The sequence below is a fragment of the Clavibacter vidaverae genome, from assembly GCF_047529985.1.
GTDB lineage: Bacteria > Actinomycetota > Actinomycetes > Actinomycetales > Microbacteriaceae > Clavibacter > Clavibacter nebraskensis_A.
In genome coordinates this window covers 81060-103723 of sequence record NZ_JBLJAM010000001.1, presented here as the reverse complement: position 1 = coordinate 103723, position 22664 = coordinate 81060, and the positions used below count along the sequence as shown (strand labels likewise).

The following is a 22664-nucleotide window of genomic DNA, read 5'->3' as shown; positions in this document are numbered from 1 at the left end:
ATCGACGGTAGCCTCTCCCACGTGCATGTACTGAGCGTCAGCTCCCTGAAGGGGGGCGTGGGCAAGACCACAGTGACCCTGGGACTGGCGTCCGCCGCCTTCTCCCGCGGCTTGAGGACCCTCGTGGTCGACCTCGACCCGCAGGCCGACGTGTCCACGGGCATGGACATCCAGGTCGCCGGCCACCTCAACGTCGCCGACGTCCTCGCCTCCCCCAAGGAGAAGATCGTCCGCGCGGCCATCGCGCCGAGCGGCTGGACCAAGGGCCGCACGGGCACCATCGACGTCATGATCGGCAGCCCGTCCGCCATCAACTTCGACGGGCCGCACCCGAGCATCCGCGACATCTGGAAGCTCGAGGAGGCGCTCGCCAACGTCGAGGCCGACTACGACCTCGTGCTCATCGACTGCGCCCCGTCGCTCAACGCCCTCACGCGCACCGCGTGGGCGGCCAGCGACCGCGTCACCGTCGTCACCGAGCCCGGCCTGTTCTCCGTCGCCGCGGCCGACCGCGCGCTGCGCGCCATCGAGGAGATCCGCCGCGGCCTCTCCCCCCGGCTGCAGCCCCTCGGCATCATCGTGAACCGCGCCCGCGTGCAGTCGCTCGAGCACCAGTTCCGCATCAAGGAGCTCCGCGACATGTTCGGCCCGCTGGTGCTCAGCCCCCAGCTGCCCGAGCGCACGTCGCTCCAGCAGGCGCAGGGCGCCGCCAAGCCGCTGCACGTGTGGCCCGGCGAGAGCGCGCAGGAGATGGCGCGCAACTTCGACCAGCTGCTGGAGCGCATCATGCGCACGGCGAAGATCGGCGACTACGCGGAGAACGCCGCGCGCTGATCCGGCATCCGATCCGTCGCCTCGGCGACGGACGCGCTGCGGCATGCCCGGATCCTGCCCGGGTCGCACGATTCAGCGCCGCGCACCCCCGAGGCGACGCCTCGCGTGCGGCTCCGACCGGAGAGGGCCTAGGACGCCTTGACGGCGCGACGAGCGGCGAGCTCGTCGGTGGGATCCACGGTCTGCGTGTCGATCTCGACGAGGGAGTGCTCGACCTCGCGGAGGACCTTGCCGACGGCGATGCCGAAGACGCCCTGGCCGCGGCTCACGAGGTCGATGACCTCGTCGTTGCTGGTGCAGAGGTAGACGCTGGCCCCGTCGCTCATGAGCGTGGTCTGGGCGAGGTCGACGACGCCGGACTCGCGGAGCTGGTTCACGGCCGTGCGGATCTGCTGGAGGGAGATGCCGGTGTCGAGGAGGCGCTTGACGAGCTTGAGGACGAGGATGTCGCGGAAGCCGTAGAGGCGCTGGGTGCCGGAGCCGGAGGCGCCGCGGACGGTGGGCTCGACGAGGCCGGTGCGGGCCCAGTAGTCGAGCTGGCGGTACGTGATCCCCGCTGCCCGGGCGGCGACGGCGCCGCGGTAGCCCGCGCTCGCGTCCATCTCCGGGAGCCCGTCGGTGAACAGCAGGCCGAGGTCGTAGCGCCCGGAGTCCGGGGTGGAGTCGCTCATCGTTCTGCCTTCCACCCCACAGCGCTCGCCCCGGTGGGGGTCGTGGGCTGCTCGGGTCGGTTCGTCGGGATCGTGTTCTCACGGTAGCGGGGCCCGCGGGCCCGATCAACGACATCCGGCGGAAGCGCCCGGCGTGTCGTCCCGGCCCTCCGTCGCGCCCCCGTGAGGGGTGCGCGGCGACCGGTCCCGACGGATCCCTCCGACGTGCGGACGGCCCCGTGCGGACACGTCAGTCTACGGGTCGGGCCCGTCGGCGCGAGCGTCCTCAGGAGGAGAGGCGGCCGAGCGCCGAGCGGATGAGGCTCCCCCGCACGACCTCGAGCTGCGTCGCGATCTCCCGCGCGAGCTCGGCCGCGTGGGCCCGGCTCGAGGCGTCGCGCCGTCGTGACACGGGCACGAGGGCCGACTCGATGAGGCTGAGCTCGCGCTCGGCCGCCTGGCGGAAACCGCGGAGGTGGCGTGGCTCGATGCCGGTGCGCTGGAGCTCGACGAGCGCGCGCATCACCTGCACGGCCTCCTCGCCGTAGACCTCGGCCGGCATGAGCACGCCCGCGGTGATGGCGTCGCCGAGCAGCGGCGCGGTGGCGCCGGACTCGCGCACCAGCTCCGCGCGGCTGTAGCGCCGCTCCTGGTCGAGCATGGAGGCGGGCGGCGTCGTGGCCGCGCCGGGGAGCGCGGGCGACAGGCCGGCGTCGAGGTCGCGGAGGTAGGCGCGGATGACCTTCAGCGGGAGGTAGTGGTCACGCTGCATGCCGAGGACGGTGCGCAGGCGCTCGACGTCGGCGGGGCTGAACTTGCGGTAGCCGGACTCGGTGCGGGACGGCTGGACGAGCCCCTGCTCCTCGAGGAAGCGGAGCTTGCTGTTCGTGAGGTCGGGGAACTCCGGCGTGAGGCGCGCGAGCACCTGCCCGATGCTGAGGAGACCGGGGGTGCGGGCTGGCGTCGACCGGGCGGCGGACGCCGGCACTACTCGATCGTCCGGCCGGGGAGGTCGGCGCGCGAGGCGTAGAACGTGAGGCGGAACTTGCCCACCTGCACCTCGGCGCCGTCCTGCAGCAGGGCCGTGTCGATGCGGACGCCGTCGAAGTAGGTGCCGTTGAGCGAGCCGAGGTCCTTGACCTGGAACGACGTGCCCTGGCGGACGAACTCCGCGTGACGGCGGGAGACGGTGACGTCGTCGAGGAAGATGTCGGCGTCGGGGTGGCGTCCCGCCACCGTGACGTCGGCGTCGAGGAGGAAGCGCGCGCCCTGGTTGGGACCGCGGCGGACGACGAGGAGCGCGGATCCGGACGGGAGCGCCGTGACGGCGTCCTTCTCCTCGGCCGAGACGGCGTTGTCGAGGCCCGCGAGCGCGGCCCCGAGCTCGTCGCGGAAGGTGGCCGTGGTGTCCGTGCTCGTGTACTGCTCGGGCACGCGCGTGGCGCCGTGACCCTCTTCGCGTCCATCCATGGTCGTACCTCCTGTGACCTGACAGCGTAACGGATCGGACACGGCCGGGACCACGCCGGGATCCTCCCGGGCGTGGTCCCGCCGAGGTCAGCGGGAGGTGGAGCGCGGCGACCCGTCGCCGCGCTCGCCTGCGCTCGTGACGTCGGCCTCGAGGGCCTCCGCGGGCGCCTTCTGCTCCTCGTCGTGCTCGGTGCCCATGCTCTTCTCGTCGAAGGGGTCGCCGCCGCCGAGGACGAGGGCGACGCGGTCGGAGTCGATGCCGCGGGTCCAGGTGCCGATGAGGAGCGTGGCGACCGCGTTGCCGGTGAAGTTCGTGAGGGCGCGCGCCTCCGACATGAAGCGGTCGATGCCGACGATGAGGCCGACGCCGTCCACGAGGTCGGGGCGGTGCGACTGCAGGCCGCCCGCGAGGGTGGCGAGGCCGGCGCCCGTGACGCCCGCGGCGCCCTTCGACGCGATGATCATGAACACCAGGAGCGAGACCTGCTCGCCGAGCGCCAGGGGGCTGCCGAGCGCGCTCGCGATGAACAGCGACGCCATCGTGAGGTAGATGGCCGTGCCGTCGAGGTTGAACGAGTAGCCCGTGGGGACCGTGATGCCGACGACGGGCTTGGAGACGCCCACGTGCTCCATCTTGGCGATGAGGCGGGGCAGCGCGACCTCGGACGAGGACGTCGACACGATGAGGAGGTACTCGCGGCCGAGGTACCTCATCAGCTTGAAGATGTTCACGCGGGCGACGAACCACAGCAGCGTGCCGAGCACCACGACGATGAAGAGGGCGCACGTGATGTAGAAGCCGATCATGAGGGTCGCGAGGCTGATGACGGCCTGGAACCCGGTGGCGCCGACGACCGCGGCGATGGCGCCGAACGCGCCGAGCGGGGCGACCCACATCACCATGCTGAGGATGCGGAAGACCAGGATCTGGATGTTGCGGATCCCCTCGAGCACCGGCTCGCCGCGCTTGCCGAGCTGCTGCAGCGCGAAGCCGACGAGCAGGGCGACGAAGAGCGTCTGCAGGATGCTGCCCGAGGTGAGCGACGACAGCAGCGACGTGGGGATGATCGAGAGGAGGAAGTCCTTCTCGTCGGTCGCCTCCGTCGACCCCTCCGGCGCGCGCAGGCCGCTGAGGTCGAGGCCCTCGCCCGGGTGGATGAGGTTGCCGACCACGAGGCCGATCGCGAGCGCGAACGTCGACATGACGATGAAGTAGAGGAGCGCGAGCCCGCCGACCCGGCCGACCGTGGCGGCCTTCGCGACCGAGCCGACGCCGAGCACGATGGTGCAGAAGATGATGGGCGCGATCATCATCTTGATGAGCGCGACGAAGGCGTCGCCGATCGGCTTGAGGGCCACGCCCGTCTCGGGGGCGACGAGGCCGACGGCGACGCCGAGGAGCACCGCGACGATGACGGCGATGTAGAGGTAGTGCTGCCGGTCCAGGCGACGGAGCGCGGCGATGGGGTTGGTCATGGGACGTCCTTGTCTCGTGAGCGGGCGCCGGCCCACGGCGTGCGGCAGACGGTCCTCGCCAGGATGTCCCACGCGCGGGGGCCGACCGGCGTTGTGTTCATAATGTTCCTGCCGGTGACGGCGCGGACGCGAGGAGGCAGCATGGCGCGACGCGCGCTCGCCGACCGCATCCGACCCCGACGACCGGGGCTCCCGCGCGGGATCGCGGCCCGTCTGCTCGTGGTCCAGCTCGCGGTGCTGCTGCTGGTCGCGGTCGTCGCGACCGCGGCGCTCTGGGCGGACTCGCGCCAGCGCGCCGAGCAGGCCGCGGCGGACCGGAGCCTCGCCGTCGCGACCACCGTCGCGGACTCGCCGCGGGTGGCGGAGGGGCTCGCGTCCGCGGATCCCACGGGCGCCCTCCTCGGCTACTCGCTCGACGTGACGCGCGACACCGGCGTCGACTTCGTCACGATCATGGACCGCGACACCGTGCGGGTCACCCACCCCGACCCGGACGAGATCGGCCGCAGGTACCTCGGCACCACCGGGCCGGCGCTCGTCGGGCGGTCGATGACGGAGACGTTCACGGGGACGCTCGGGCCGAGCGTCCGCGCGGTCGTCCCGGTGCGGGACGCGGACGGCGGGATCGTCGGGCTCGTCGCGGCGGGGGTCACGGTCGAGCGCGTGACGGAGGTGCTCGGCGCCCGCCTCCCGGGGCTCGTGGGCACGGTCGGCGCGCTCGCGCTGCTGCTCGCGGCCGGCGCCGTGCTCCTCAGCCGGTCGCTCGAGCGGACCACCTGGGGCCTCGGCCCCGAGGAGATGGCGCGCATGCTCGCGTACTACGAGTCGGTGCTGCACTCGGTCGGCGAGGGCATCGTGCTGGTCGACCGCGACCGCCGGCTCGTGCTCCACAACGACCAGGCGGCCGAGCTGCTCGACCTCGACGTGGATCCGGCCGCCGGGCCCGTCGAGGTCGCCGCGCTCGGGCTGCCCGACGCGATCGAGCGGCTGCTCGCGGCGGGGACGACGGCCGACGAGGTCGTGCACCTGCCGTCCGGGCGCGTGCTCGTCGTCACGCAGCGGCCCGCGCTGCCCACGGGCCGCACCGGGATCGCGGCCCGGCTCGGGACGGTGACGACGCTGCGGGACCGGACGGAGATCCAGCGCCTGTCGGGCGAGCTCGCGACCCTGCGGACGCTCGCCGACGCGATGCGCGCGCAGACCCACGAGTTCGCGAACCGGCTGCACACGATCGTCTCGCTCATCGAGCTGGAGCGGCCGCGCGAGGCGCTCGCGCTCGCGGCGGCGGAGCTGGAGACGGACCGGCGCGCCTCCGAGGGCGGGCTGGCGGAGGAGGCGGATCCCGTGGTCCGGGCGCTCGTGCGCGGGAAGGCCGCGCAGGCCGCCGAGCGCGGGGTCGAGCTGACCGTGCGCGTGGCCGAGGGGACGGGCGATCCGGGCGTGCCCGCGCCGGAGCTCGTGACGATCGTCGGCAACCTCGTCGACAACGCCATCGACGCCGCGGCCGACCCGTCGGTCGCGACGGCGCGCGGGGACGACCGCGGGCGCGTCGAGCTCGCGCTGTCGCGGACCGCCGAGGGCGCGCTCGTCATCGAGGTGGCGGACGACGGGCCGGGCGTGGATCCCGCCGTGCGGCCGCGCGTGCTGGAGTTCGGGGTGACGACGAAGACGGGCGACGACGGGCCGCGCGGCGTGGGCCTCGCGCTCGTGGCGCGCTCGGCCGCGCGGCTGGGCGGCCGCGTCGAGGTGGGCGACGCGGAGGCGCGGCTGGGCGGCGCGCTCGTCCGGGTCGTGCTGCCGACGGATCCCGCGGGGCCGGCCCACGACGCCGGCGCCGACTCCGGCTCCCCCGACCGCGCCCGCGGGGTGCGCGCGTGATCCGCGTGCTGGTCGTCGACGACGACGTGCTGACCGCGGAGGCGCACGCCCTCTACGTCGGGCGGCTCGACGGCTTCGACGTCGCAGCCGTCGCGCACACGGGCGGCGAGGCGCTGCGGCTCGTGGCGGAGGCCGGGCCCGAGGGCATCGACCTCGTGCTGCTCGACATGACGCTCCCCGACATGCACGGCCTCGAGGTGTGCCGCCGGCTGCGCGCCGCGGGCCGCGCGACCGACGTCGTCGCGGTGACGGCCGTGCGCGACCAGGCCGTGGTGCGCAGCTCCGTGACCGCGGGGATCGTGCAGTACCTCATCAAGCCGTTCACCTTCGCGGCCTTCGCCGAGAAGATGGCGGCCTACGTCGGCTACCGCGAGGGCCTCGGGGCGGGAAGCGGCAGCACGACCCAGCTGCAGGTGGACCGGGCGCTCGCGGCGCTGCGCTCCCCCGCGTCCGACGCCCGGCTGCCCAAGGGCATGTCGGCGGAGACGCTCGACCTCGTGCGCGGGATCGCGCGCGGTGACCAGGCAGCGGCCCGGGGCGCGGACGGCGCGGACGGCGCCTCGGCCGCGGAGGGCGTCTCCGCCGCCGAGGTCTCCGGCGCGCTCGACGTGTCGCGCGTCACCGCACGGCGGTACCTCGAGTACCTCGCCGACGTCGGGCAGGTGGAGCGCGTGCCGCGCTACGGGACGCCCGGGCGGCCCGAGCTCGGCTACCGCTGGACGAGCTGACGCACCGTAGGCCACCGGCCGTCCGCGCGCGACCCCCGCGGCGGATCCGCCCGCGCCGGTGACGATGTCGCCGCCCCGTGCGAGTCTCGGAGCATGAGACGCACGATCCTCCCGCCGTACCTGCTGACCCGCCTCGCCGAGGCCGATCCCGACCGGGTGTCCGCCGCGCGGCAGGCCGCCCGCCGCGCGCTCCGCGACCAGGGGCCGCTCATCCACGACCGCCGGGGGCCGGGCGCCGCGCCCGACGCGTCGGCGCTCGCGGAGCGCGACCCGTCGGGGATCCACCGCACCATCTCGGACGCCGGGAACCGCGAGGAGCTGCCCGGCCGCACGGTGCGCGTCGAGGGCGCGTCCGACACGGGCGACGCCGAGGTGGACGAGGCGTACGCGGGCCTCGGCGCCACGTACGCCCTCTTCTCCGAGGTCTACGACCGGGAGTCGCTCGACGACCGCGGCCTGCCGCTGCTCGCGACCGTGCACTACGGCGAGGAGTACGACAACGCGTTCTGGGACGGCACCCGGATGGTCTTCGGCGACGGCGACGGCGAGGTGTTCGCGCCGTTCACGCGCTCGCTCACCGTCATCGGGCACGAGCTCACCCACGGGGTCACCGAGCTCACGCTGGGCCTCGTCTACCAGGGGCAGTCGGGCGCGCTCAACGAGTCGATCTCCGACGTCTTCGGCGTGCTCGTCGAGCAGCACGCGCTCGGGCAGACCGCCGACGAGGCCACCTGGCTCGTCGGCGCGGAGCTCTTCCTCGACCGCTCGACGGGCCTCGCGCTCCGGTCGATGCGGGCGCCCGGCACCGCCTACGACGACGACGTGCTCGGGAAGGACCCGCAGCCCGGCCACATGGACGACTACGTCGAGACGCGCGAGGACAACGGCGGCGTCCACATCAACTCCGGGATCCCGAACCGCGCCTTCTTCCTCGCGGCCACCGCCATCGGCGGGGAGGCCTGGGAGGGTGCCGGCCGGGTCTGGTACGACGTGATCGAGGCAGGGGCCGTGCGCGCCGACGCCGACTTCCCGGCCTTCGCCCGGGCCACCGTCGACGCCGCGTCCGCGCGGTACGGTGAGGGCGCGTCCGAGGTCGCCGCGGTCCAGGTGGCGTGGGAGGGCGTCGGGATCGAGGTCTAGGTGGAGATCGCCGTGTCACGCACGGGCGGGATGGCGGGGATGACCCGCACCTGGTCGGTGCGCGTGGACGACGACGCGTCCGACTGGACCGCCCTCGTCGACGACTGCCCGTGGGACGAGCCGGTCGTCCCGACGCCGGGCGCCGACCGCTTCGTCTACCTCGTGCGCGCGGGCGACCGCGAGGCGCGCCTCGGCGAGGCCGCCGTCGACGGGCCGTGGCGTCGGCTCGTCGACCGGGTGCGCGACGCATCCCGTGAGAGCCTCGGAGGATGACGCCGCCTCCCTCCGCCGACGACCGCTACGGACAGGACGTGCTCGCCCCCGGCTGGCGCGGGCCCGCGAAGAAGGCCCCGCGGCCGCAGGACGCGACGCGCGACCTCGTGGTGGAGGAGCTGTCCACCGGGTTCTGCGGCGCGATCGTGCGCGTCGAGTCCGGCATGGTCGTGCTGGAGGACTTCACACGCAAGCAGCGCACGTTCCCGCTCGGCGGCTCCTTCCTCCTGGAGGGCGAGCCCGTCGCGCTCCGCGTGCCCCGCGCGGCGCCCCGGGGTCCCGCGCGCACGGCGTCGGGATCGCTCGCGGTCGCCGACGCGAAGGCGCGCGTGGCGCTGCCCAGCCGGATCTTCGTCGAGGGGCGCCACGACGCCGAGCTCGTGGAGAAGGTCTGGGGCGAGGACCTCCGCATCGAGGGCGTCGTCGTCGAGTACCTGGAGGGCGTCGACCACCTCGACGAGGAGCTCGACCGCTTCCAGCCCGGCAGGGGCCGCCGCGTCGGCGTGCTCGTCGACCACCTGGTGCCGGGATCCAAGGAGAGCCGCATCGCCGAGGCCGTCGCGCGCGGGCCGCACCGCGCGCACGCGCTCGTGGTCGGCCACCCCTACGTGGACGTGTGGCAGTCGGTGAAGCCCGGGCGGCTGGGCCTCCGCGAGTGGCCCGTCATCCCCCGGAACGTGGAGTGGAAGCACGGCATCTGCGCCGCGCTCGGCTGGCCGCACGACGAGCAGGCCGACATCGCGCGGGCCTGGCAGCGGATCCTCGGCCAGGTGCGCTCCTACCAGGACCTCGAGCCCGCGCTCCTCGGCCGCGTGGAGCAGCTCATCGACTTCGTCACGGATCCCGCCGGGCGCTGACGACCGACGGCCACCGGCGGGTCACGCCGGCGCGGCCGCCGTCTCGCCGAGCCGCACGTGCACAGGCAGCAGCACGTCGGCCGGCGCCCGGCCCGCGAGCAGCTCGCCGACCATCCGGCCCGCGTGGACCCCGCGATCGTGCAGCGGCTGCTCCACGGTCGTGAGCCGCCGCTCGAGCCACGGCAGGTGCGCGCCGTCGAAGCCCGTGACCGTGAGGTCCTCCGGCACGCGCAGGCCCCGAGCGGCCGCGGACCGGATGGCGCTCGCGGCGAGCATGTCGTTCTGCGCGAGGATCGCCGTGGGCCTCGACGGCAGGTCGAGCAGCACCCCGGCGGCCGCCTCCCCCGCCTCCAGGTCGCGTCCGCCCGCCTCCACGCGGACGGCGTCGGGGAAGACGCTGCGCGCGGCGCGGAGGCGCTCGCGGATGGTGCGGTTGACGATGGCCTCGAGGTCGCGCCCGACCGGCACGACGGGACCGGGCGGGCCGTCCTCCTCGATGCGCGTGGTGCGCATGAGCACGCCGACGCGGCGGTGGCCGAGGCCGCGCACGTGCCGGGCGAGCTCGCCCATGCCGCGGGCGTCGTCGATGTCGACCACGGCCACGCCGTCCTCGTGCGGCCCCTCGACGCCGACCATGGGGATCCGGCGGGCGCGCAGCCCCGGCAGGAGCGCGTCCACCTCCTCCCCGCGGGTGAGGAAGACGACGGCGTCGACGGGCATGCCCTCGAGCAGCGGCGCGGATCCGGCGCGCGGCTCGCGACGCCCCGGCAGCAGCAGCTGCCCCACGTCGAGCTCGTCGAGCGCCTCGCTGAGGCCCGCCATGGTCGCGAGCGCGACCGGGTTCTGGAACGCGCGGCGGATGCTGCCCGCCACGACGACGCCGACGATGCCGGATCGGCCGCTCTTCAGCGAGCGGGCCGTGGGATCCGGCCCCGCGTAGCCGATGCTCGCCGCGGCGCGCAGGATCCGGGCGCGCGTGGCCGGCGTGATCGACCCGGTGCTCCGGTACGCGAGCGACGCCGTGGACGTGGAGACGCCCGCGAGGGCGGCCACGTCGGCGAGGGTCACGGAGGTGCGGGGCGAGTTGCTCCTCATGCGGTTCACCCTATTCACGCCGCCGCGGGCGCCGCGCGCGTTCGTCGCCGGGGAGCCCGATCGCCATGCTCCGTTCACCGACGGGCCACCGTCGCACCTCACCATCGAAACGATGCGATCCGCATCGTCCCCTCAGCAGAAGGACACCCGACCCGTGATCCCCCGCCGTTCCCTCCTCGCCCTCGCCGCCGCCGCGTCCGCCGCCGTCGCGCTCGCGGGCTGCGCTCCCACCACGAGCACGCAGGCCCAGGCCCAGAACCACGCCGTCACCGACGCCTCGGGCACCGCCCGCGTCTTCATCTCCGGCGACACCAACGTCAAGGCCCTCTGGGACGACGGGATCATCCCCGCGTTCGAGAAGGCGAACCCCGGCGCGTCCGTCACCACGACGCTCGACCTCCACGGCGAGCACGACGCCCAGACCATGGCCACGCTCACGAGCTCGGTGCAGGGCGGATCCGACCCCGGCTACGACCTCATCGACGCGGGCTTCACCGCGGCGGCCGGCACCGGCGGCCTGCTCGCGCCGGTCTCGGCCGACACCATCCCGAACCTCGCGACCGTGCCCGACGCGACCGTGCAGTCCGGCGGCGGCTTCGGGATCCCCTACCGCGCTTCCTCCGTGCTCCTCGCCTACGACTCCACGAAGGTGCAGACCCCGCCGAGGACGCTCGCCGACCTGCTCTCCTGGATCCAGGACAACCCCGGCCAGTTCGCCTACAACTCCCCCTCCACCGGCGGATCCGGCGCGGCCTTCGTCACGACGGTCCTCGACACGCACCTCGACGACGCCACGCGCGAGAGGATGACGACCGGCTACGACCAGTCGCTCGAGGGCGCGTGGGACGCGGGCTTCGACGAGCTCAAGGGCCTGAACGCCTCCATGTACCAGGGCGGCGTCTACCCCAACGGCAACAACCAGGTGCTCGACCTGCTCGGCACGGGCGCCATCGAGATGGCCCCCGTCTGGAGCGACCAGGTCATCACGGCGCAGAAGTCCGGCACGCTGCCGTCCACCGTGAAGTACGCGCAGATCTCCGACCCGGCCTTCACGGGCCACGCGTCCTTCCTCGGCATCCCGAAGACGGCCGAGCACGCGGACGTCGCGCAGAAGCTCGCCGACTACGTGCTCTCCGCCGAGGGCCAGGGCATCATCGCCAGCACCATCGCGGGCTACCCCGTCATCTCGCTCGACCAGGTGCCCGAGGACCTCAAGGCGCAGTTCGCCTCGGCCGACCCGTCCACGCTCCGCCCCGGCTACTACAGCCAGATGGCGTCGGACATGTCGAACCTCTGGGACCAGAAGGTACCCGGCCAGTGACGTCCGTCCGGTCGGCGGCCCCCGCCGCCCGGGCCGTCCGCGCGCGGCGGGTCTCCCCCGAGACCCGCCGCGCCGGCGTCGGCCTGGCGCTCGCCCTCCCGCCCGCGATCCTGCTCGCGGTCTTCGTCGGGATCCCCGTCGTGCTCGCCATCGGCTTCAGCCTCGGCCACACGGGCGGGCTCAACAGCACCATCGCCACGATCGGCCTCGGCACGCGCACCGCGACGAGCTGGTGGGGCACGTTCGACGCCTACGTCGACGTGTTCACCGACCCGCGGTTCCTCCGCGACCTGGGCGTGACGGTGCTCGTGACCGTGCTCTCCACCGCGATCGTCATCGCCCTGTCGCTCGCGATCGCGCTCAACCTGCGCCTGCGCGGCGGCCGGCTCGCGTCGCTGTTCGCCGGGCTCGCGATCGTGCCGCTGTTCATCCCCGTCGTCATCGCGTCGTGGGCGATCCTCACCTTCTACTCGGGCGACGGCTTCGTCCGCACGGTCTTCGCGCTCCTCGGCCTCGACGGGCCGACGTGGGGCTACACGACGGTCGCGGTGGTCATCGGATCCGTCTGGACGAGCCTCCCGTTCGCGACCCTCATGGCGACCTCGGGCGTGCAGGGCATCCCCGACGCGATGATCGAGGCCGCGCGCGACGCGGGCGCCTCGACGTGGGCCATCGTCACGCGCGTGCTCGTGCCGCTCGCCGCGATCCCGCTCGTCATCGCCACGACGTTCACGGCGATCGGCGTCCTCGGCTCCTTCACGGTGCCGTACTTCACCGGCCCGAACGCGCCCAGCATGCTCGGCGTCGACATCTCGAAGTACTTCACGGGCTTCAACCACCCGCAGCAGTCGATCGTGATGGCCGTCGTGGTGTTCGTGCTCGCCTCCGGGATCGCGTTCCTCTACGTGCGCGCCAACTTCCGCTCGGCGAAGGCGGAGGGACGGGTCTGATGCGCGCTCTCCTCTCCGCCCGCGGGTGGATCCAGGCGGCCCTGTTCGCGGTCGTCGCCGTCTTCATCCTCGGCCCGCTCCTGTGGCTCGCGGCGCACGCGTTCGCGACGAGCTGGGACTACCCGAGCCTCGTCCCCGCCGGGCTCACGCTGCACTGGTGGTCCGTCGTGTTCGAGGACGCGGAGCTCGCCGCCGCCGTCCGCAACTCGCTGTACTTCGCGCCCATCACGGTGCTCGTCTCGGCGCTGGTGTGCCTGCCGGCCGCGTACGCGTTCTCGCGGTTCTCGTTCCCCGGCCGGCGGATCCTGCTGGTGGGCCTGTTCGCCACCAACGCGTTCCCCAAGATGGGGCTCTTCGTGTCGATGGCGTCGCTGTTCTACGGGCTGCACCTCATGAACACCGTGACGGGCATCGTCATCGTGCAGCTCATCGGCACGGTCGTGTTCATGACCTGGATCCCGGCCGCCGCGTTCAGCGCCGTGCCGCGCTCCCTCGAGGAGGCCGCGCGCGACGCGGGCGCCGGGCGCGTGCGCACGTTCCTGCGCGTGACCCTGCCGCTCGCGCTGCCCGGGATCCTCGTGGCCGTGCTCATGTCGTTCCTCGCCGCGTTCGACGAGGCGCAGGGCACGTACCTCGTGGGCGCGCCCGTCTACATGACGATGCCGACCGAGATGTACTCGCTCGTCCTCAACCACCCGAAGCAGGTCGCCGCCGTGTTCGCGATCCTCCTCTCCGTCCCCTCCGTCGCCCTCCTCCTGCTCGCCCGCCGCCACATCATGGGCGGGCGTCTGGCCGAGGGCTTCCAGATCCGTTAGGCCGGCCATGACCGCATCCGCTCCCTCCCCCACCCCCGTCGCGCCGCCGCGCGCGCACGACGACGGCACGGCGACCGTGCCGGCGTCCGGGCTCGTCGTCGCCGGGCTCTCCAAGGACCTCGGCGGCCGCACGATCGTCGACGACCTCCACCTCGACGTCGCGCGCGGCGAGCTCGTCGCGCTGCTCGGCCCGTCCGGCTGCGGCAAGACCACGACGCTGCGCATGATCGCGGGCTTCCTCGAGCCCGACCGCGGATCCGTCGTCATCGGCGGCCGCGACGTCACCGCGGCCGGTCCCGACAAGCGGCCGAGCGCGATGGTGTTCCAGAACTACGCGCTCTGGCCGCACCTCACGGTGTTCAAGAACGTGGCCTTCCCGCTCACCCTCCGGAAGCTGCCCAAGGACGAGGTCGCCCGCCGCGTGATGGCCGCGCTCGAGACCGTGAACCTCGCGCACCACGCGCACTCGCGTCCCGCGCACATCTCCGGCGGCGAGCAGCAGCGCGCGGCGCTCGCCCGCGCGATCGTGCAGGAGCCCGACCTCCTGCTCCTCGACGAGCCGCTGTCGAACCTCGACGCGAAGCTGCGCGTGAAGGTGCGCGAGGAGATCCGCGACATCCAGCAGCGCCTCGGGATCACGACCGTCATGGTCACGCACGACCAGGACGAGGCGCTCGCGATCTCCGACCGCGTCGCCGTGATGCACCAGGGCCGCATCGAGCAGCTCTCGGCGCCGACGGAGCTGTACGCGCGGCCCCGGACCCTCGTGGTCGCGTCGTTCATCGGCAGCATGAACCTGCTGCCGGCGCCGCGCCTGCCCGGCGCCGGACCCGACGCGCTCGCCGCCGCCGCGCCCGCGGCGTTCGTCCCGACGTCCGCCGACCGGGACGTCTGGGCCGTCCGCCCCGAGGACGTCGCCTACGCGCCGACCGGCACCCGTCCGGATCCCGACGCCGTGTCCGTCGTGGTCCGCCGGGTCCTCCCGCACGGCCACTTCCAGGAGCTCGTGCTCGACGCGGGCGGGGTGGAGGTGCGGGCGGTCGTCACCGGATCCGCGCCCGCCGTCGGCGAGTCCGGCACCGTGGCGCTCCGCGACGTGCGCCACTACCGCGACGGGATCCTGGTCGACGACCGGGCCGTCGCGACCGCGACCGCGACCGCGGACGCCGTCCGATGACCGCGGCGACCGCCCATCGCGGCGACTCGTCCCGGCACCGCGAGAACACGCTCGCCGCCCTCCGCTCGGCGGCCGAGGCCGGCGCCCGGACGGTGGAGGTGGACGTGCACGTGACGCGCGACGGCGCCGTCGTCCTCCTCCACGACGACACGCTCGAGCGCCTCTGGGGCGTCGACGCGCGCATCGCCGACGTGGACCTCGCCGACGTGCGGGCGCTCGGCGGCGGCGACCTCCGGATCCCGCTGCTCGCCGACGCCCTCGAGCTCCTCGCGGGCACGGACGTCGAGCTCGTGATCGACATGGCGTCCGGGGATCCGGCCGCCGCCGCCCACGCGGTCGTCGCGTCCGCGCCGCGCACGCCGCGCGTCGCCTGGTGCGGGCACCTCGACGGCATGCGCCTGATCCGCGAGCTCGACCCGTCCGCCGTGATCTGGCTGCCGTGGGCGGACGTCCGCCCGCCGACCGCGGACGACCTGGCCGAGCTCCGGCCGGCGGTCGTCAACATGCCGCACCTCCTCGTCGGCCGCGCCCTCGTGGACGCCGTGCACGGGCTGGGCGCGCGGGTCGCCGCCTGGACCGTGGACGAGCCCGCGCAGATGGAGTGGCTCGCGTCGATCGGCGTGGACGCGATCACGACGAACGCGCTGCCCGCGCTCCTCGACGTGCTCGCGCGCCGTGCCCAGGATCCGGCCGCCGCCGACGCCCGGGCGACGGCGCCCGAGGCCGAGCGCACCCGTGCGCGCGCCGCCGCGCGCGACCTCGCCGAGCGCGCCGTGCACCACGTGCGCTCGCACGCGGTCGGCGCCGTGACGACGAAGGCGAACCCCGCCGACCACGTCACGGAGATCGACCGGGCCGTGGAGCGCGACGTGCGCGCGGTGGTCGCAGCCCAGTTCCCGCACCACGTGCTCGTCGGCGAGGAGTACGGCGGCGAGGCCGTGCCCGGTCGCCCCTGCTGGTACCTCGACCCGGTCGACGGCACCGCCAACCTCGCGAACGGCGTGCCGTGGACGAGCTTCTCGCTGGCCCTCGTCGTCGACGGCGAGCCCGTGGTGGGCGTCGTGGCGGATCCCTGGCGCGGCACGTTCGTCGAGGCCGCGGCCGGCGAGGGGGCCTGGTCCGCGGGCGCGCGCCTCGACCTGGCAGCCTCACCCGGCGGCGTCCATGCGGCCGACGCGGATCCCCTCCGCGGCCGGATGGTGAGCACCGAGCTCGCCGGGCACGCGCCCTGGCCGGGCCTGCTGCCGCTGCTTGACGCGCTCGCCGACCGGTACTGCACGCTGCGGGTGATGGGATCCGGCACGCTCACGGTGGCCGGCATCGCGCTCGGCCACGGCGCGGGCGCGGTGATCGGGTCGTTCGGGCCCGTCGACCACCTCGCGGCGACGCTGATCGTGCGCGAGGCGGGCGGCGTGGTGCTCGACGCGGACGGCGACGACACGCTGTTCCCGGCGACGGGCGGCGTGCTGGCCGCGCGCGACCGGCCGACCGCCCTGGCCCTGCACGCGCTCTGGCGCGCGGGGATCGTGCAGGCCGCTTCCGCGGCGCTGCCGGCGGCCTAGCCCGCGTCGCGGTCCGCGCGCGCGTCGAGCAGCGCGCGGACCCGGCCGGGGCCCATGACGCGCGCGCCCCGCTCCTTCACCCGGGCCGCGAGCCCGCGGTCGGCCGTCACCACGACGACCTCGCGGCCGGCGTCCCGGGCGGCGCCCACCACGCGCACGATCTCGCCGTCGCCGTCCGCGGGCGCCGCGACGACCGCGACGCCGGGCGCGCGGAGCGTCGGCTGCGGGGGATCCCCGACGGGCGCCGCGGGTAGCGACGCCTCGCGCGCCTGCCCCTCCACGACGGCCACGACGTCCGGCCAGCGGACGTCGCCCGGCAGGTCGAGGTCGGCGGCGGGGAGCCCGTCGCGCGCCAGCAGGTCGAGCTCGGCGAGGAGGCGGGACGTGGATCCGGCGCGGTCGCGCCACCAGCCGTCCGGCCGGGAGCCGAGCAGGTTCGCGACGTCGACCACGAGCGTGACCTCGCGGTCGAGCTCGGCGCGCAGCATGGCCCAGGACCGGCCGAAGCCCGGGTGCAGCGGCAGCGCCGACACCTCGTCGACGGGCACCCAGCGCAGCTCGATGCTCTCGGCGTCGGCGACGCGCGGCTCGAACGGGCGGAGGACGCGCGCCGTGACGGTGGCGTAGCTCCAGAAGCCGAGGTCGAGCACGGTGGCGAGCACGGGACGGATCTCCGCGGGCGGCACCCCCGCCTCCTCGGCGGCCTCGCGCGCGGCGCCGTCGACCGCGGACTCGCCCGCGTGCCGGGCGCCGCCGGGCAGGCCCCACGTGCCGCCGTGGTGGCTCCAGGCGACGCGGTGCTGCAGCAGGACGCCGCGGTCCGAGTCGTGCACGAGGAGGCCGGCGGCACCGAACGCGCCCCAGAACCGCTGGCCGTCGGGGCCCTCGACCCACGCGTCGCCGCTGTCGCGATGCGCCCCGCGCGGGGGCTCGGGCGGGCGATCGGCGGTCATGGATCCACCATCTCACGCGCGCCTTCGATAGCGTCGGGGCATGTCGTGCATCAGGTTCACCACCGCCGCGCAGCTCGAGGCCCTGCACCGGACCGCGCCCGCCGTCCTCACCGCGGAGCAGGCCGCCGCGCTGCATCCCGCGCCCGAGGTCACGCCCAGCAAGATCCGCCGCCTGCGCCTGCTCTCCGAGCACCGCGACCCGAAGGTGCGCGAGAGCGTGGCCAGCAGCCTGCACGCGCCGCTCGACGTCCAGCAGGCGCTCGCCCGGGACGCCGACGAGGGCGTGCGCGCCTGCCTCGCGCGCAACCCGCAGGCGCCGGCGTCCGTGCTCACGATGCTCGTGGGCGACACCTCGGAGCGCGTGCGCTCCTGGCTCGCCGTCAACGACGCGACGCCGCGCGCCGCCGTCGCGATGCTCGAGTGCGACGAGTCGCCCGCCGTGCGCGACCTGCTGCGCTGGCGCGAGGCGCACATCGAGACCCCGGCCGAGCCGGAGCCCGCCGAGGTCGTCGCGCGCTGACCCGGCGGGACCCGCCCCCGACCGGGATCAGGCGCGGCCGTCCGCCACGTCGCGCGCCTTCGCGGTGCTGCGCCGGTCGCCCGGGTAGTGCACGGGCCGCATGCCGAGCACGATCTTGCCGCGCGCGTGCCGCCGCTCCAGGTCGTCGAAGGCGTCCTGCACCTCGGCCAGCGGGTAGAAGCCGGAGACGAGCACGTCGACCTCGCGCTTGGCCGCGAGCTCGGCGACGGTCGCGAGCGTGCGGGAGCGGTGCACGTCGTCCTCCTCGACGGGCGGCAGGACGGCCTCGAGCTCGAGCTCCCGGCGGTCGTCGCTCGAGCTGAAGCGCTTGCCCGCGACGCCGAGCTCCTCGGCCACGTGCTCGCCGCCGCCGAAGTTGTCGACGAAGCCCTGCACGCCGTTCGGCGCGACCGCGCGGATCCGGTCGGCCAGGCCGTCGCCGTAGACGACCGGGGTGACGCCGATCTGGCGCAGGTAGTCGAAGTTCCGCTCGCCGCACGTGCCGATGACCCGGGCGCCGCGCCGCATGGCGAGCTGCGCCTCGATGCTGCCGACTCCGCCGGCCGCCGCCGTGACGACGAGCGTGTCGCCCTCGCCGACCGTGACCGCGTGCAGCACGTCGTGCGCGACGAGGCCCGCGAGGAACAGGCCGCCGGCGACCTCCCACGGGAGCGCGGCGGGCTTCAGGACGACGTTGCCCGCGGGCACGACCACGTGCGTCGCGTGCGCGGCCATCACCGTGTGGCCGAGGACGTCCTGGCCCTTCCGGAAGCGGGTCACGCCCTCGCCGACCGCGGCGATGCAGCCGGCGAAGTCGCTGCCCTGGCCGTTCGGGAAGGACGTCGGCACCTCGTCGGGGAAGCGGCCCTGCCGGATGTACGCCTCGATGTGGTTGATGCCCGCCGCGAAGACCTCGACGAGCACCTCGCCGGGGCCGGGCGACGGCCGGGGGACGTCGACGACCTCGAGGACGTCGACGCCGCCGAAGGATCCGAACTGCACCTGCTGGCTGGTGGATCGCGATGAAGGGCTCATGCGCGTCATCCTGCCGCTCCCGCCCGCGACGCGCGAGGGCACGGAGGTGATCGTGAGACCTCCGTTCGTACACTGGACGCGACGGGGATGCCGGGAGTCGGCCGCGATCGGAGTCAAGTGCAGAGGATCCTCGGTGCCGTGCGCCTGGTCGCCGCCCTCGTGGCCGTGGTCGCGCTCGTCGCGGACTTCGACTACGTGCAGGGCTTCACGACCTTCGCCGCCGAGAACTGGTTCAGCTACTTCACCACCCAGAGCGGCATGGCCGGCGTCGTCGTGCTGGCCGCGTCGGGCCTGCACGCGCTCCGCGGCGGGATCGAGCCGCCGCTCATGGCGGCCGTCCGCGCCGTCGTGATCAGCTACGTCGTGGTCTCCGGCGTGGTCTTCGGGCTCATCGTGCTCGAGTCGAGCTCGCAGGCGTACTACGTCGAGGTGCCGTGGTCGAGCCGGCTGCTGCACTTCGTGATCCCCGCCTACGCGCTCCTCGACTGGACCCTCGCCCCGGGCCGCCCGCGCGTGACGTGGAGGGCCGTGGGCTGGGCGATGCTGTTCCCCGTCCTGTGGTGCGCGTTCACGGAGGTCCGGGGGCCGCGCGTGGGCTGGTACCCCTACTTCTTCCTCGACCCCGCGCAGGTGGGCGTGCCGTTCGAGATCGCCGCGTGGATGTCGCTGGTCGCGGGCGTGCTGGCGGGCGTCACGGCCGTCGTGGTGGCGCTCAGCCGGATCCGACCGGCGGGCCCGGCGCGGCGGGACCCCGTGTCGCGCGACGGGCACGGCGACGGGACCGCGGACCGGGACGCCACGCCGTCGGGGGCCGACGCCGGATCCGCGCACCCCGCGCCCGCCCAGGCCCCGGGCCGGGCCACGACCCGCGGGCGCGCGGGCGACAGGGAGACCGCGCGCCGCTGAAGCCGGGATCGGCGGGCTAGGGCGTGGGCTCCGGGCTCGGGGCCGGATCCGAGGACGGCGTGCCGGTCGGCGTTCCCGTCGTCGTGGCGAGCAGCTCCGGATCCGCGAACGGCACGAGCGTGCGCAGCGCCGCCGCGCGCAGGGCCTGGTCGTCCATGGCCGCGACCCGCTCCGCCGCGACCGCGCCGACCTCGGCCATGAGCACGGGCTCGCCCGAGATCGGCATGAGGTTGTACCAGCGCGTGAAGCTGCCGCCCGCGTCGTAGGACGTCCAGACGGTGGCCGTGGTCGACCAGAACGGCTCGTCGAAGCGCAGCCAGACCCGGTCGGCGCGGCCGGGGCCGAGCGCGCGGATGGCGGCCTCGTGCGAGGTCGGGAGCGCCGGGTCGAACGCGATCGCGCCCTCCTGCAGCACGCCGAGCGGCACGGTGACGACCACGCGGTCGGCCGAGAGCGACTCGCCGGATCCGAGCCGCAGGCCCACCCGCCCGTTGCCGTACGCGATGCGCGACACGGTGGCCTCCCGCAGCACGTCGATGTCCTGGTCGCGCAGCAGGTGCTGCACGAGGCCCGCGAACCCGCCCGTGACGGCGACGTTGCCGACGGGCGCCGGCTCGTCGAGGCCGTGCGCGGCGGACAGCTCGTCGGGCGCGGCGCCGTGGGCGATCGCGACGTCGGTGGCGAGCAGCGCGGCGAGGGCGGTGGCGGGAGAGGCGGCTCCGCCGTCCCGGCTGAGGGCGTCGGCGCCCGTCGCGCGGAGGCCCGTGGCGAGGCTGACCGCGCCGGGCTGCGCGAGGGCGTGGGCGCGCGCGGCCGCGAGGGCGTCGGATCCCGCGCTCGACGGATCCAGCACCCGCCCGTCGGGGCCGCGGTGCTCGGCGACGAGCGCCAGCCCGTAGCGGGAGATGCCGGCCGCGCGGAGGACGTCGCGGAGGACGTCGTCGTGGTCGGCGGCGAGCCACAGCGCGCCGAGCTCCGCGGGGTGCGGCCAGCCGGCGCCGCCGGCCGCGCGGATCCGGCCGCCGAGGTCGGACCGCGCCTCGACGAGCACGACGTCGTGTCCCGCGTCGCGGAGGGCGCGCGCGGCGGCGGTGCCCGCGATGCCGGCGCCGACGACCGCGACGCGCTCGGTGCCCGCGCCCGCGCGGTCCACCTCGCCCGCCGCGCGGAGGCCCGAGGCGTAGGCGCCCGCGACCGTGCCGGGGCGGTCGGCGCTCGTGGCCTCGCCCGCGAAGAACACGCGGTCCGAGAGGGGACGGGCGAGGGCCTCGCGGTCGGCGCTCGAGGCACCCGGGCGGAGGAAGCTGCCGGATCCGCGGGCGAACACATCCCCGGACCAGTCGGAGCGCGCGAACGCGACCGGCTGCGGGAGGCCCGCGATGCCCGCTGCGGGCGTGGGGGTCGGCGTCGCGGAGGGCGTGGCCGTCGGGGTCGCGGGGGTGGGCGTCGTCCGCGTGCACGCCGCGAGGCCGAGGAGCGAGAGTCCCGACACCGACGCGGTGAGGAGGGTGCGGCGGGAGATCGACATGCTCGGGCCAGCGTAGCGGGGAGCCGTCGCCTAGGGTCGGAGCATGCCCCTCGACGCCGCGCCGCCCGCCGACGCGCTGCCCGCGGCCGCCGCTCCGCAGCCCGCGGTCCGGGTCGACAGCTGGCTGTGGGCGGTGCGCGTCTACAAGACCCGGTCGCAGGCGACGGCCGCGTGCCGGGCCGGCCACGTGCGGGTCGCCGACGAGCGGGTCAAGGCGTCGCAGTCGGTGCGGCCGGGCGACGAGGTGCGCGTGCGCGTCGCGGGCGCCGAGCGGATCCTCGTGGTGCGCCGCACGCTCGTGAAGCGCGTGGGCCCCGCGGTCGCCGCGGAGGCGATGACGGACCTCACTCCCCCGCCGCCACCGCGCGACGCCGCGCCCGCGACGGTCGTGCGCGACCGCGGTGCGGGGCGTCCGACCAAGCGCGACCGGCGCGAGATCGAGCGGCTGCGCGACCCCGAGGGGATCCGCGGGCGCTAGAGCCCGGCGGCGGCCGCGCGGCGGGCGTGCGCCAGCTCGGCGAGGATCCGGGCCCGGAGCGCGTTCGACCGCTCCGCGAACCCGCGCTGCTCGGCCGCGTACCTTGCCTTGCCCGCAGGCTCCTCGATGCGCACGGCCTCGAGGCCGAGCCCCGAGACGTCGTACGGGCTCGCGCGCATGTCGAGCGAGCGGATGTCGCGCGCCAGCTCGAACGCGTCGAGCAGCACCTCGCCGGCGACGAGCGGGCCGAGCTTGGTGGCCCACTTGTAGACGTCCATGCCCGCGTGCAGGCACCCGGGCTGCTCGAGGTCGGGCTGCGTCTCGCGGGTGGGCGCGAGCGCGTTCCGCGGCACGGCCTCCGGCGTGAAGAAGCGGAAGGCGTCGATGTGGGTGCACGCGAGCTTGTGCGTCTCCACGACCTCGTCGGTGGCGGCGGATCCGAGGCGCAGCGGCAGCCGCTCGTGCCGCTGCTCGCCCGGGCCGACCCGGTAGACCATCGCCCACTCGTGCAGGCCGAAGCACGAGAAGCGACCGGGGCGCGCGGCGGTGCGGGCGAGGATCCGCTCGACGAAGGAGGCCGTGGATCCGCGCGCCTCGAGGTACGCGGACGCGTCCACCCGGATGCCGTCGTCGGCCGGATCGCCGGCCGGGACGTACCAGCGCCAGGCCGCGCGCTCCTCGCCCGCAGCGCCCGCGAGCACGACGCCCGCGCCCGGGTGCCAGCGGCGGAGGAGCGACGGCTTGTGCGGGTAGTAGGTGAAGAGGAAGTCGTCGACCTCGTGGGTGCGGCCGGTGAGGCGGCGCTCGCGGAAGCCCGCGGAGAAGGCGTCGGCGCGCTCGGCGTGGCGGGCGGCCCGGTCGCGCCAGTCGGCCGGATCCCGGACGACGGACAGGGGACGCGCGGCCGGGTCCGCCGCCGCGTGCGCCGACCCGTCCGCCGCGGGGGCGGGCGCGAGGTCGGCAGCGGGGGTCATCCGTCGAGGCTACCCGCGCGATCGGCCGCCTCCCGCGTCGCGGG

Annotated in this window: 23 protein-coding genes; 14 read left to right on the top strand and 9 right to left on the bottom strand. The window is 75.1% G+C overall.

Annotation, left to right across the window (positions count from 1 at the left end):
* Positions 1-21: 21 nt before the first annotated feature.
* On the top strand, positions 22-834 hold the full coding sequence (locus ACMT9T_RS00510) for a ParA family protein (protein ID WP_045528295.1): 813 nt from the start codon (positions 22-24) through the stop codon (positions 832-834).
* Positions 835-962: 128 nt separating this feature from the next.
* On the opposite strand, the gene ACMT9T_RS00505 is transcribed toward ACMT9T_RS00510, so the two are convergent.
* The 4 genes from ACMT9T_RS00505 to ACMT9T_RS00490 form a co-directional block, all read right to left on the bottom strand.
* Entirely contained in the window at positions 963-1505 is a 543-nt protein-coding gene (locus ACMT9T_RS00505; protein ID WP_012038569.1) for a MerR family transcriptional regulator, read from the bottom strand.
* A 265-nt stretch (positions 1506-1770) separates the two neighbouring features.
* Entirely contained in the window at positions 1771-2472 is a 702-nt protein-coding gene (gene ftsR, locus ACMT9T_RS00500) for a transcriptional regulator FtsR (RefSeq protein WP_414743771.1), read from the bottom strand.
* Positions 2472-2954, bottom strand: coding sequence for an FHA domain-containing protein (locus ACMT9T_RS00495; protein WP_414743770.1), 483 nt, complete (start codon positions 2952-2954; stop codon positions 2472-2474). The genes ftsR and ACMT9T_RS00495 overlap by 1 nt, the downstream gene beginning before the upstream one ends.
* Before the next feature lie 87 nt (positions 2955-3041).
* Positions 3042-4430 carry a cation:dicarboxylate symporter family transporter gene (locus ACMT9T_RS00490; protein ID WP_414743769.1) on the bottom strand — a complete coding sequence of 463 codons (1389 nt, stop codon included), beginning with the start codon at positions 4428-4430 and terminating at the stop codon, positions 3042-3044.
* A gap of 141 nt (positions 4431-4571) precedes the next feature.
* Between ACMT9T_RS00490 and ACMT9T_RS00485 the strand changes: the two genes are divergently transcribed.
* The 5 genes from ACMT9T_RS00485 to ACMT9T_RS00465 all read left to right on the top strand — a co-directional run bounded on the left by ACMT9T_RS00485 (position 4572) and on the right by ACMT9T_RS00465 (position 9306).
* The gene (locus ACMT9T_RS00485; RefSeq protein ID WP_414743768.1) at positions 4572-6308 is read left to right on the top strand and encodes a sensor histidine kinase; all 1737 of its coding nucleotides are present in this window, start codon (positions 4572-4574) and stop codon (positions 6306-6308) included.
* On the top strand, positions 6305-7036 hold the full coding sequence (locus ACMT9T_RS00480) for a response regulator (protein ID WP_414743767.1): 732 nt from the start codon (positions 6305-6307) through the stop codon (positions 7034-7036). The genes ACMT9T_RS00485 and ACMT9T_RS00480 overlap by 4 nt, the downstream gene beginning before the upstream one ends.
* Before the next feature lie 93 nt (positions 7037-7129).
* Positions 7130-8176 (top strand): M4 family metallopeptidase, encoded by a 1047-nt coding sequence (locus ACMT9T_RS00475; protein WP_414743766.1) that lies wholly within the window; start codon positions 7130-7132, stop codon positions 8174-8176.
* Positions 8177-8449 carry a protealysin inhibitor emfourin gene (locus ACMT9T_RS00470; RefSeq protein ID WP_414743765.1) on the top strand — a complete coding sequence of 91 codons (273 nt, stop codon included), beginning with the start codon at positions 8177-8179 and terminating at the stop codon, positions 8447-8449.
* A complete protein-coding gene (locus tag ACMT9T_RS00465) occupies positions 8446-9306 on the top strand; it encodes a DUF3097 domain-containing protein (RefSeq protein ID WP_414743764.1) in 861 nt (286 codons plus the stop codon). Before ACMT9T_RS00470 ends, ACMT9T_RS00465 begins: the two co-directional genes overlap by 4 nt.
* Positions 9307-9327: 21 nt before the next feature.
* On the opposite strand, the gene ACMT9T_RS00460 is transcribed toward ACMT9T_RS00465, so the two are convergent.
* A complete protein-coding gene (locus ACMT9T_RS00460) occupies positions 9328-10401 on the bottom strand; it encodes a substrate-binding domain-containing protein (RefSeq protein ID WP_414743763.1) in 1074 nt (357 codons plus the stop codon).
* A 154-nt stretch (positions 10402-10555) separates the two neighbouring features.
* Here ACMT9T_RS00460 and ACMT9T_RS00455 point away from each other — a divergent pair, with 154 nt between their 5' ends.
* The 5 genes from ACMT9T_RS00455 to ACMT9T_RS00435 are packed head-to-tail and all read left to right on the top strand — an operon-like array spanning position 10556 to position 16226.
* A complete protein-coding gene (locus tag ACMT9T_RS00455; protein ID WP_414743762.1) occupies positions 10556-11722 on the top strand; it encodes an extracellular solute-binding protein in 1167 nt (388 codons plus the stop codon).
* A complete protein-coding gene (locus ACMT9T_RS00450) occupies positions 11719-12672 on the top strand; it encodes an ABC transporter permease (RefSeq protein WP_414743761.1) in 954 nt (317 codons plus the stop codon). The genes ACMT9T_RS00455 and ACMT9T_RS00450 overlap by 4 nt, the downstream gene beginning before the upstream one ends.
* Positions 12672-13487, top strand: a complete 816-nt coding sequence (locus ACMT9T_RS00445; RefSeq protein ID WP_414743760.1) for an ABC transporter permease — start codon at positions 12672-12674, stop codon at positions 13485-13487. Before ACMT9T_RS00450 ends, ACMT9T_RS00445 begins: the two co-directional genes overlap by 1 nt.
* Before the next feature lie 7 nt (positions 13488-13494).
* Positions 13495-14664 (top strand): ABC transporter ATP-binding protein, encoded by a 1170-nt coding sequence (locus tag ACMT9T_RS00440; RefSeq protein ID WP_414743759.1) that lies wholly within the window; start codon positions 13495-13497, stop codon positions 14662-14664.
* On the top strand, positions 14661-16226 hold the full coding sequence (locus ACMT9T_RS00435) for an inositol monophosphatase family protein (RefSeq protein WP_414743758.1): 1566 nt from the start codon (positions 14661-14663) through the stop codon (positions 16224-16226). Before ACMT9T_RS00440 ends, ACMT9T_RS00435 begins: the two co-directional genes overlap by 4 nt.
* Here the strand turns inward: ACMT9T_RS00435 and ACMT9T_RS00430 are convergent.
* Positions 16223-17179 (bottom strand): NUDIX domain-containing protein, encoded by a 957-nt coding sequence (locus ACMT9T_RS00430; RefSeq protein ID WP_414743757.1) that lies wholly within the window; start codon positions 17177-17179, stop codon positions 16223-16225. The genes ACMT9T_RS00435 and ACMT9T_RS00430 overlap by 4 nt on opposite strands.
* A gap of 40 nt (positions 17180-17219) precedes the next feature.
* Here ACMT9T_RS00430 and ACMT9T_RS00425 point away from each other — a divergent pair, with 40 nt between their 5' ends.
* On the top strand, positions 17220-17699 hold the full coding sequence (locus ACMT9T_RS00425; RefSeq protein WP_414743756.1) for a hypothetical protein: 480 nt from the start codon (positions 17220-17222) through the stop codon (positions 17697-17699).
* 27 nt (positions 17700-17726) lie between these two features.
* On the opposite strand, the gene ACMT9T_RS00420 is transcribed toward ACMT9T_RS00425, so the two are convergent.
* Positions 17727-18734 (bottom strand): NADP-dependent oxidoreductase, encoded by a 1008-nt coding sequence (locus tag ACMT9T_RS00420; RefSeq protein ID WP_414743755.1) that lies wholly within the window; start codon positions 18732-18734, stop codon positions 17727-17729.
* A 117-nt stretch (positions 18735-18851) separates the two neighbouring features.
* Between ACMT9T_RS00420 and ACMT9T_RS00415 the strand changes: the two genes are divergently transcribed.
* Positions 18852-19640: a Pr6Pr family membrane protein gene (locus ACMT9T_RS00415; protein WP_414743754.1), complete on the top strand. Its 789-nt coding sequence runs from the start codon at positions 18852-18854 to the stop codon at positions 19638-19640.
* A 16-nt stretch (positions 19641-19656) separates the two neighbouring features.
* Here the strand turns inward: ACMT9T_RS00415 and ACMT9T_RS00410 are convergent, their stop codons facing one another.
* Entirely contained in the window at positions 19657-21168 is a 1512-nt protein-coding gene (locus ACMT9T_RS00410) for a flavin monoamine oxidase family protein (protein ID WP_414743753.1), read from the bottom strand.
* A gap of 43 nt (positions 21169-21211) precedes the next feature.
* On the opposite strand from ACMT9T_RS00410, the gene ACMT9T_RS00405 reads away from it, so the two are divergent.
* On the top strand, positions 21212-21646 hold the full coding sequence (locus ACMT9T_RS00405; RefSeq protein ID WP_414743752.1) for an RNA-binding S4 domain-containing protein: 435 nt from the start codon (positions 21212-21214) through the stop codon (positions 21644-21646).
* Here the strand turns inward: ACMT9T_RS00405 and ACMT9T_RS00400 are convergent.
* Entirely contained in the window at positions 21643-22620 is a 978-nt protein-coding gene (locus ACMT9T_RS00400; RefSeq protein ID WP_414743751.1) for a 3-methyladenine DNA glycosylase, read from the bottom strand. The two genes, ACMT9T_RS00405 and ACMT9T_RS00400, sit on opposite strands and share 4 nt — an antisense overlap.
* Positions 22621-22664 lie beyond the last annotated feature (44 nt).